This is a genomic window from Fuchsiella alkaliacetigena, assembly GCF_023227765.1.
GTDB lineage: Bacteria > Bacillota > Halanaerobiia > Halobacteroidales > Acetohalobiaceae > Fuchsiella > Fuchsiella alkaliacetigena.
Map to the genome: position 1 here is coordinate 1 of NZ_JALKBZ010000030.1, position 10,428 is coordinate 10,428.

4 protein-coding genes are annotated in these 10,428 nt (G+C 31.5%); all 4 read left to right on the top strand.

All coding sequences use genetic code 11. The features are described 5' to 3' along the window. Positions 1-592 precede the first annotated feature (592 nt). A complete protein-coding gene (locus tag MWH30_RS09230; RefSeq protein ID WP_248663791.1) occupies positions 593-2,638 on the top strand; it encodes an McrB family protein in 2,046 nt (681 codons plus the stop codon). Continuing rightward, a complete protein-coding gene (locus tag MWH30_RS09235) occupies positions 2,631-3,917 on the top strand; it encodes an McrC family protein (RefSeq protein WP_248663792.1) in 1,287 nt (428 codons plus the stop codon). The genes MWH30_RS09230 and MWH30_RS09235 overlap by 8 nt, the downstream gene beginning before the upstream one ends. Before the next feature lie 64 nt (positions 3,918-3,981). Beyond that, positions 3,982-6,933, top strand: coding sequence for a PD-(D/E)XK nuclease family protein (locus tag MWH30_RS09240; RefSeq protein WP_248663793.1), 2,952 nt, complete (start codon positions 3,982-3,984; stop codon positions 6,931-6,933). Beyond that, the gene (locus tag MWH30_RS09245) at positions 6,934-10,422 is read left to right on the top strand and encodes a UvrD-helicase domain-containing protein (RefSeq protein ID WP_248663794.1); all 3,489 of its coding nucleotides are present in this window, start codon (positions 6,934-6,936) and stop codon (positions 10,420-10,422) included. The last annotated feature ends 6 nt before the right edge of the window (positions 10,423-10,428 follow it).

Below are 10,428 nucleotides of genomic sequence, written 5' to 3' on the forward strand. Positions count from 1 at the left end.
CATTTTTTAAATTCAAACTGAGTATAAGAAATAAGATTGAGTTTTAAAATAAAATTTATTCATGCGATTGCCCTGGGGGGCGTCACAATCTTTAGGGAATAAAATTATTAAAAAGTTAAAAAAGCAGTGTAAAGAAGATAATATCGAATATTAATCTAAAATATGATGATATGGCTTTTCCCCTAAATCAAATGTGGGGGGAAGACAAGCTTATAAATTTCAAGCTTAATTAAGGAGGAAGAGTAGATGCCAGATGAAAGATGAAAGAGAAGATATTAGGAACTTTCCAGATGAGGATAGAAGACAGGCTTTCTTTAGCGGTTGGACAGCTGCGGTAAAACGGTAATCTATATAAAAGTGTTAGAGAGAAAAAAACACATCAGAATATGGGTAATTTATTTGGCTGGATTTATGGAGAGTAGTCTAGAGAATTTAAGCTTGCTACTTGGGATCGTTATGTATCTACTATAGATAATAGTATTAAAAGAAATGATAAATAGACAGTAAGTGTCCACCATTATATATTATAATCTTATTAGAGACTAGCTGAAGAATTGAATTATAAAAAGATACTTTTAAGGAGGGGATTTTGATGGAAGATTTAAGCTTTTTAATTTCGAAATTTGAAGAGAAGTTTGATGATAGCTTATTTATTGAGAAAGACAAGTTAAGAAAGGAATTTGTAGACAAGTTTCCTTTGGAAGAAATAAAAGACTTATCTATTGAACAGTATGCATTAGGTCTTGAAAATAAAGAGGAAAGTTTAAGCTGGTGGATTGAGTATAATACTAATGAATTAGGTAGTATAAAGGGTGGCAATGCTGGTAAACATAAAGTTTATTTTAGCCCAAAATATAATAAATGGATATATCCTGAAGAATTTAGTGATCAAAATGAAGCTTGGCAACAGTTGAGACAGGAAATTTATGATTTTTTGATAAAATTTAAGAATGGAGAATATCAACCTGTAGATGATAGTAAAATTATTTCCGGAATGAAAGCAGCAAGAAGTAAATTATTATATATGTATTTTCCAGATAGAGTTTTGCCTATGTTCAAATTAGAAGATATCAGAGAGGTTTTAAGGTATTTTGACTATCAGGAAGAGGACTATCGAAATTTTGATATTACTCAGGCTAATTTAGAGCTTAAAAAAGTCATGGATAATAAGGAAGAATTCAAAGGATGGAATGGACAAAAATTCATGAGATTTGTTTATACAATGATCCTTGATGATTATGATCATTATAAAATTGCTCCTGGCGATGATGCTAAATACTGGGAAGATTGTTTGGAAAATAATTATATTTGTATTGGATGGGATAAAATAGGAGACTTAAATAACTTTGTAGACTATAATGAATTTAAGTATAAATTTCAAGAAATATATGAATATGATAAGAGTAAAGCTACAGAAAAAGCAAATGAAGTTTGGACTTTCTTTTCTTTACAGCCTGGGGATATTGTTATAGCTAATAAGGGTACAAATGAAGTAGTTGGAATAGGTGAGGTAACTGATAAAGGTTATTCATATAATGAAGACAGAAAGGAATATAAGCATACAGTTGGTGTAGAATGGAAAGAAGATTTTGAAGCTAAAACTATATCTAAACAAAACTACTGGGCTTTTAAGACAGTTTATGAAGTTAGTGAAGACTTATATAAAGAAATAGTAGAGGAAGATCAAAATAATAATGAAGTTACTAATAAAGTTATTGTAAAAACTTTTACAAATAATGAAAAGAAACTTTTTAATCGAATAGATAAGAATTTGCATAGAAAAGGGAATATCATCCTATATGGCCCTCCAGGCACTGGAAAGACTTATATGACTATGAGATATTTAGAGTGGAAAGAGGAAGACTCTGATTTTAAGAATCAGGTGGAATTTTGTACTTTTCATCCTTCTTTTGCTTATGAAGATTTTATTGAAGGTTATAAACCATACAGTGAAGGTGGACAACCTGTATTTAAATTACAAGATGGTATTTTCAAAAGTCTTTGCAAAAGAGCAGTAGAGGCCAATAATAAGGATGAAAACTTTTATTTGATAATTGATGAAATAAACAGAGGTGATGTACCTAAAATATTTGGAGAGATGATAACTTTAATTGAAAAGGATAAACGAGGAATGGGGCTTATTCTCTCACAAAGTAAAGAGGAATTTTATGTTCCAGATAATGTTTATATAATTGCTACTATGAATACTTCAGATAAAAGTATTAAGATGATGGATGCTGCTTTAAAAAGGAGATTTGCTTTTATAGAATGTATGCCTAATTATGAGCTGATTGGTGAGGAAATTGAGAAATTAGGACTGTCACCTAAAGATATCTTAATACAATTAAATAAGTCTTTAAGGAGAATTGAAGATAGAGAAAAGCAAATCGGTCATGCTTACTTTATGAAAGAGGACAGGCAAATAGAAACAATAACTGAGCTTAAAGAAGTCTATATCTATGAAATTATCCCTCTAATTTCTGAATACTGTTTTAATGATTATAGGAAAATGGCTGAAATAATTGGAGAAGAGTTTGTTGATGAAGAGAGCGAAGAATTGAAAGATGAATTAATTAATGGGGTGGAGGATTATTTTGCTGATGTAATCTTGAAAAAATTTGGTGGAGAAAATGTTTAGAATTGATCTAGTTGAATATGAGACTAGTGGAGTAATAGATAAGGAGCTTATCAATGAGGCTGATAGGATTTTTTTAAGCAAATTACAGTATGATAACAAGAATTCACAAGGACCAAAGATTATAATTAGAGAAGAGCAAGCGGGAGTATATTTTACAGCTAAAAATTTTGTAGGAGTAATTAAATTAAGTCAGGTACAAATTAATATTTTTCCTAGATTTGATGGAAGTTTCTCTAGCTTAATTCAAATGATATTATTTTGCAATGGGATGAATTATGAATATTATCAGAAAGATATCCAATCGACAGAAGATAATCTTAATCTTTCCGAGATAATAGTTGAATTTTTGCTTGGAGAAGTTAGGAATATTACTGAACGTGGTTTATTTAAGGAATATGTGAAATATAATAGAAACTTAAAAGTTGTTCGGGGTAGAATTAATATTAGAAAACAACTGACTAATAATTTTTTGCGTGGGGATATAATTAATTGCAATTTTGAAGAACTGGATACAGATGTAGTTGAAAATAAAATTATATTGAAAGCACTTAATATAGCTAAAAGAATTACTAAAAATAGAGATCTCTTAAAAGAAGTTAATAAGTATCAAGCTATATTTAAGCAGTTTTGCAGTGAACTTAAAAAGAATGAAGTTCCTGATATTAAATATCATAGGCTTAATTCTTACTATGAGGAAGCACACTTATATTCAAAACTTATAATCGAGAACATAGGTACTGAAAACATATACACTGGAAAAAACAGTTCAAGTTATTCTCTACTAGTGAATATAAATGATCTTTTTGAGGAGTTCGTTGCTCAGCTTTTTATTAAGTATTTAAGCAATAAGTATCAAATTAAGGCTCAGAAGAGAATAACAGATGCTATTGTTGATAAAAATTCGAATCGTTATAGAGATATAATACCTGATCTTTATTTTAAAAATAGGAAAACAGATGAAGTGATTATTGTTGATATGAAAAATAAGGACTATGGAGAAAAGAAAATCCAAAATAAAGATATATATCAATTATCTTTTTATGGAATGTATTTTTATGATATGTTTGGTGATAATTCTAATTTATTAATCATTTATCCTAATTATAGAAACAGCTTTAATAAAGAAAGTAAACTTCAATTAAATACATATCAAACTAGGGATAATTCTCCTTATATAAGAGTAAAAGGAATTGATATAAATATGTTCCTAGATCTACTTAAGAATGAAATTAAAAATAGAGAAAAAATTATAAAAAAGTTAGATGCTATTTTGATATAATTAATATTTTTAGCAACTTAAATTTGACGATTACTAAGCTATTACTGCGAAAGGGGAGATATATTTGGCTAAAAAATTAATTTACAGCGATGTCAATCCTTTAGAGGAAATCAGCACAGATTATTACTTAAACTCCTCAAAAGAGTTATTATGTATAGCTCCTTATTATCAAATGAAATCTACTATTAGAGATAAATTACTAAACTCGAAAGCTAAGCAAGCTGTAATGATAAATAATATTGTTTCTATAGATCAAATGTTTAGAAATCTTTATTATCAAGTTAGTGATAGTTATCAGATCATAGCTAATAATCAGCTCCAATACTTGCTTAGAGAGCAGTTAAAAGCAAAAGAGTATAACTACTTCAATACTAACTCCGTAGACTATCTGATTGAATTTATCAATAATGTAGATAGTGCTGGTATAGACTTAAGAAAAGTTAAAGTCACTCCGACTGTTTTAAAAGAGATCCAACAGATATATACAGACCTTAAAGATACCTTAGATGAACTAGGCTTTATTACTAAGTGGCAGTCCTATCAAAAACTGTTAGAGGAAGTAACTTCGGCTGACTTTACTTATTTGTATCCTAGTGTAAAAGAACTCTTCTTAGATAGACTATATATCATTAGACAAGTTGAATTAGAATTGATTATTAAACTTTCTAATTGGGTAGAGGAGACAACGATTTTACTAGACTATCATCCTGAAAAAGAAAAGTTATTTGGAAATCTTGATCTGGTAGTTGAGCGGTTAAGAGAGGAAGGGTTTATAGCTGAGGATAGAACTGTCGATGATAACCCACTAATTAAAGAGCTTTTTACAAATCAGATTAAAGATGATAAATATAAGTGGGAAGATCACTTAGAAAATAGCTTAGGTATAATAACAGCTACTAAGCCTACTCAAGAATTAAATAAGGTTGCTCAAAAGTGCAAAGAGTTAGCTTTACGGGGAGTTAATCTGGATAAGGTTGCTATTGCTTTTTCTAAGCCTAGCCAATACTTACCTCATTTAGCTCGAATATTTAATAACTATAATCTGCCTTATAACCAGCAAGTAGGGATGCCTTTAATCTCTTCGCCAGTAATTAGAGCTTTAGATGAATTGGTAGACATTTTAGCTGGAGATTTTGATGCTAAACAGCTATTAGCAGTAGTTGATAATAACTTCATTGATCTTAATAATCAAGAGCCGATAATAAATACTTTAGAAGATATATTAAAAGAGGTTAGATTTGAACTAACAGGGGTTAGGCTAATTGATGAACTAAAAAAGCAAATCGAAGCTATAGAGCTTGAAGCTGATCAAGATAAGCAAATCAAAAAGGTTTTAGCTAGCATTGAAGGTCTTTTAGCAGATATTGAGTTAACAGCAAAGATGAGCTGGATAGAGTTTGGAAAAGAACTAAGCGAAGTATTAGAGCAAATCAACTTCGGCAGAGAAGTAGGCTTATTTGAAAATGAAAAGCTTTTAGCTGCCTGGGAAGGCCTACAAGATGTAATTGAGAGTTTAAGTAGAGTCTTTAAACAGGAGAGATCAGTTAAGGAATGGTTGCAACTATTAAAAGAAATATTAGCAAGTGAGAACTATAACTTGCCAGCAAGTAAAGGAGTTAAGATAACAGGAAACTTAGAACTGCGAGTTGGAGATTATGATTATATATTTTTAGCCGGTATGAACTATAATCAGTTCCCTGTCCTCAATCAAAATCCCTTAAATAAATACTTGCCCAAATTAGGAGTTACTAAAGCAGATGAACAGATCAAAAGTAGGTATATCTTTATGAATCACCTGCTAGCTGCCAATAGCCAAACCTTTATTAGCTATGCTAAATCTAAAGGAGAAGAAGAGCCTTTACCTACTCCTTATTTACAAGAACTATTTAGAGTAGTTGACCAAGCAGAGATTGAGAGTTTTGAGAGTTCAACTCAGGAAGAATTCTACTCAATAAAGGACTTACAAAAGTATCTAGGAGCTAGTTTGAGTGATAGACAGTCAATTATACTAAAAGATGATTATAACTGTTTAGAGAAGCTTTCAAAGAAGTTTAAGTTACTTCATAACCGCAGCTGTGAAAGTCTGAGAGCCTATCAAGGCAGGTTAACAAGTGAAGATAACTTAAGCTGGCTAAAAAATAGATTCAATGATCAATATAATTATACAGCCTACTTTTTAGAAAGTTATCTTAGCTGTCCCTTTGAGTTTTTATTTGCAGAGATCTTTGAAATCAGTGATTTAGAGCTGCCAGAAGAACCTCATCCAATGGAAAGGGGAAGCTTTATTCATCAGGTATTGGAAGAGTTTCACCAGAGAGCAGGCTTTAATCAGATTAATGAAGATAACTATAAGCAGGCTTATCAGCTATTAATTGAAGTTATTAAAGAAAATATAGAAGAACACTCCTTATTTAATTCTAATTTTTATTGGCAGACAGAAGCTCAAAAGTATTTACAAGGTGAAGAACTAGGCTTAGTTTTTGAGAAGTTTTTAGAAAATGAAAAATCTCCTACATTACATAGAAAGATTACTTTAGATGGCTTTGTAGTTAAGGAAACAGAATGGGAGTTTAATTCTTTAGAATTGATAGCAGGTTATAAATTTAGCGGTCGTATTGATCGGATAGATTATAATCCTAAGACAGAGTGTCTAGGAGTAATTGATTATAAGAGCGGAAAAGTGAGCAATAAAAGATTAGCCAATAATCCAATCCAAATCCCTCTTTATCTACTGGCAGTTGAAGAAACTTTCGAGGGTAAAGTTAGTTTCGGTAGTTATTACGGCTTAAAACCTAAAGATATGATTGGACATAAAAAAGTAGTACCTAGTGCTGATATTCGTAAAGCTGAAGATCTGCTTGAAAATGAATGTTATCAAGCTGACTTAGAAGAGACTAAAAGATTAATTAAAGAAGCTATCGAGGGAATTAGAAATGGCTACTTTATTTTAGGTGAAGAGGATCGCAGCTGTAACTATTGCCAGTGTCAGCTTATTTGTCGGAAGGAGGAAGTATAAATGTCGCCAGAGATTAGAGGAATTGATTTTACTGAGGCTCAGTATAAAGCAGTAAAAACCTTAGATCAAAACTTAGCCATTAATGCTGGGGCTGGAACAGGGAAAACTCGAGTTTTAACGGAACGCTATTTAGAAATTCTTCTAACTCCCTTTGAAGAAGGCGGGTTAATGTATCAAAAAGATGCTTTAGAGAAGATAATAGCTATCACTTTTACTCGCAAAGCAACTAGCGAGATGAAAGAGCGAATTAGAGAAAGGTTAGAAAAATATTTGACTGAAAATGATTTAGCCCCCCAAGAAGAAGAGTGGGTTTTATATATCATAGATAATTTAGCTAAAAGCAGGATATCAACCTTTCACTCGTTTTGTAAGGATATTTTAAAAAGTAATTTCTTTAAAGCAGGGATTGATGCTAATTTTAAGATTCTAGAAGGAATTGAAAAGCAAAGATTAGCAGAAAAAGCAATTATAAATACTCTAGATAAGATCAGAAATGACGAAGAACATCAGTTATATCAATGTTTATGGAGGCTAACTTATACTTATGATAAAGATGAATTAGTTAGTATCTTAACTGAAATGTTGAATAATAGGAATAGATTAAGTTCTCTTAGCGACCAAGAGGACTTAACTGATTTAATCCATAACCTTATTATTAAAGTTATTCAAGACTACTTAACTGACTCAAATATAAAGGAGAAGGTTAATCAATTAGCTGCTTATACTCCAGTCGAAGACTCCGATGGTGTTCAGGTAGTTAAAAATATTCTCAAGCTCTATGATAGGCTAAATTCAACTTTGAAAAGTTACTCAACGAATGAAACTGAAGAAAATAAGCTTAAGTTAATAGAGCTGCATTTTAAATTTATGCACTGTTTTTATAACTTCGAAAAAGATAAGAACTTAAGTATTTATAGAGCAATGAAAGCTGCTCATTGGGAGGGAGGGAATGAAAGTAAAAAAGCAGTTAATAGCTTACATAAAGAGTTAAGAGGATTAGTTTTGGACTTAACTCCCTTTCAAGATGGCCAACCTTTAGTTGTAGCTGCCGATGATAAAACTAAAGAAGCTGAATCATTAAAACTACTGTTAGCAGTATATCAACTAGTAAAGTCTGAATATGACAACTTAAAAGCCCAAGAAGGAGCCCTTGACTTCTTAGATTTAGAGGAGAAGGTAATTAAACTTTTTAAAGAAGACTATCAACTAGTAGAACAGTTAAGAGAAGAGATCCAATTTATGATGATTGATGAGATGCAGGATAATAACTATATTCAGTGGGATATTATTCAACCTTTATTAACTACCGATCCCGAATATCAGCACTTAGCTAAAGGAAAGTTGTTTATAGTCGGCGATCCAAAACAGTCTATTTATGGCTTTAGAAGAGCAGATGTAAGAATTTTTAATCACGTTGTAGAAGAGATAGAGGCCAGCTCTGATTTTGATAATCTAATTAAGTTAAAGAATAACTTTAGGTCTAACCAAGGGATTATCGATTTTGTTAATACCATCTTCCCGCAAATAATGAAGAATGAGAGCGAATACGATGTCAGTTACGAAAATTTAATCTGTAGTAGACATGTCAACTCTCCAAGTGAGGTTAAAGAAAATGCTAAATCACATATAGAAGTCTTAGTTACTCCTAAGCAGGGTTCAGATGATGAATATAGTAATGCCCAATATGAAGCTTATACAATAGCAGCTAAAATAGATTGGCTGGTTAATGAATCTGATCAGAAGATAGTAGGAAAAGATCAGCTAACTCCTGTTAATTACGGTGATATAGCTATCTTGATGCGTAGCAGAAGTAGGCTTAAAGAGTATGAAAAGGCTTTAGATGAATATGGAATTGATTATCAAACAGTAGACGGGAGAGGTTTTTATCAAAATCAAGAGATCTATGATATTTATTTAGCTCTTAAAAGCTTAATTTATCCTGAGGATGACTTAAATACCTTTGGACTAATGAGAAGCCCTTTATTTTGTTTAAGTGACGATGAATTATTTAGTCTTAAGGTTGATAGCAAAGAAAAAGGCTTTTCTAAAGAATCACTACTGCGTAGAGTCTTTGCAGAGTATAGTCAAATTAAAAACGTTTTTGCTAAATGGCTAGAGCTTAAAGACAAAGTGAGCATAGATGTACTTATTGAAACTATTTTAACTGACTGTGGAGCCTTTGCTAGTTACCTAGCAGGAGCTAAAGGTAAACAGAGATTAGCTAATATAGAAAAGTTAATCCAAGAGGCAGCGGAATTTAGCTACCAGCAAAACGGCAGCTTGTATCAGTTTGTTAAAGAGCTAGCAGACTTAATTGAGAATGAAACAGCTCAAGCAGCTGGTGAAATCACAGAAGCAGATTTAGATAACAAAGTAAAGTTAATGACCGTTCACGCCTCTAAAGGTAAAGAATTTCCGGTAGTTTTCTTAGCTAATATGAATTCGAGAGGTCGTAATCAAACTAGTAAAGTTTTAGGTGATAATTTAGCCCAAACAGACTGTCTAGGAGTTAAATACTATGATCAAAACTTAGTAGAGCAGGAAAGCAAGTTTTATGGAATCTTAAAAGATCAGTTGAAAGAGAAAGAAAGAATGGAAGAAAAGAGAATCTTTTATGTGGCGGTAACTAGAACTCAGGACTTTCTATTCTTATCAGGAACCGTCAGTAAAGATAGAACTAAACTCAATAAAAGCTTTAAATGGCTTTTAAAAGATGGACTAGACTATGATCTTAAAAACTTTCTAAGTAGTACAGATTATAGAGATAAAATAACTAGAGCCTGTGCTGATCGAGAATTGGAGGTGAATATTACTGAAAGCCAAGTAGATATTGATCTTGATAAAACTCAATTAGAGTTTGAAGAAATAGCACAAGACTTTGAAGTTAAAACTCTTATAGCTGACCCTAAATTTGATAAGGAGGTTAAAACACCTTCGCAATTAACAGCTGAAAAATTATCATCGCAGGATTCAGGTTCTAAAAATGAGGCAGTTTGTAATCTAGTAAAATCTAAGAATGAAGCAGCTTTAAAGGGAAGTATAGTTCATAAAGCAATAGAGCTAATTGTGCAGGGGTTAGAAATTAACTACGACTATTTATTTAATCTCTATCCTGACCATACTAAATACCCTAGCTTAAAAACTGAAGTAATTAAGATCGTAGAGAGAATAAAAGAATGCAGCGAGTTTAATAGATTGCTTAAGTTTGATCTTCAGCCAGAAGTAGAGTTCTACTTAGAAAGAGAAGGTGATATGATTTCAGGAACTATAGATTTATTGTTTAAGGATGACGAAGGGGTCTGGAACATTGTAGATTGGAAAACAACAAGGGTTACTAGTGAAGTTAACTTAGACAAGCAGATAAAAAAACACAAGCCTCAAATGCAGACTTATGAAGAAGCAATTAAAGAAATGAAGGAAGGAAAGGTAGTAAGATCTTATATTTACTTTACTGAAGCAGAATCAGGTAATAGATTAAAGTTGATTTAATCTAAA

Bases quoted from the DNA above. Each gene is read 5' to 3' on its own strand.
- MWH30_RS09245 (WP_248663794.1), top strand. From the start codon at position 6,934: ATGTCGCCAGAGATTAGAGGAATTGATTTTACTGAGGCTCAGTATAAA.
- MWH30_RS09230 (WP_248663791.1), top strand. From the start codon at position 593: ATGGAAGATTTAAGCTTTTTAATTTCGAAATTTGAAGAGAAGTTTGAT.
- MWH30_RS09235 (WP_248663792.1), top strand. From the start codon at position 2,631: ATGTTTAGAATTGATCTAGTTGAATATGAGACTAGTGGAGTAATAGAT.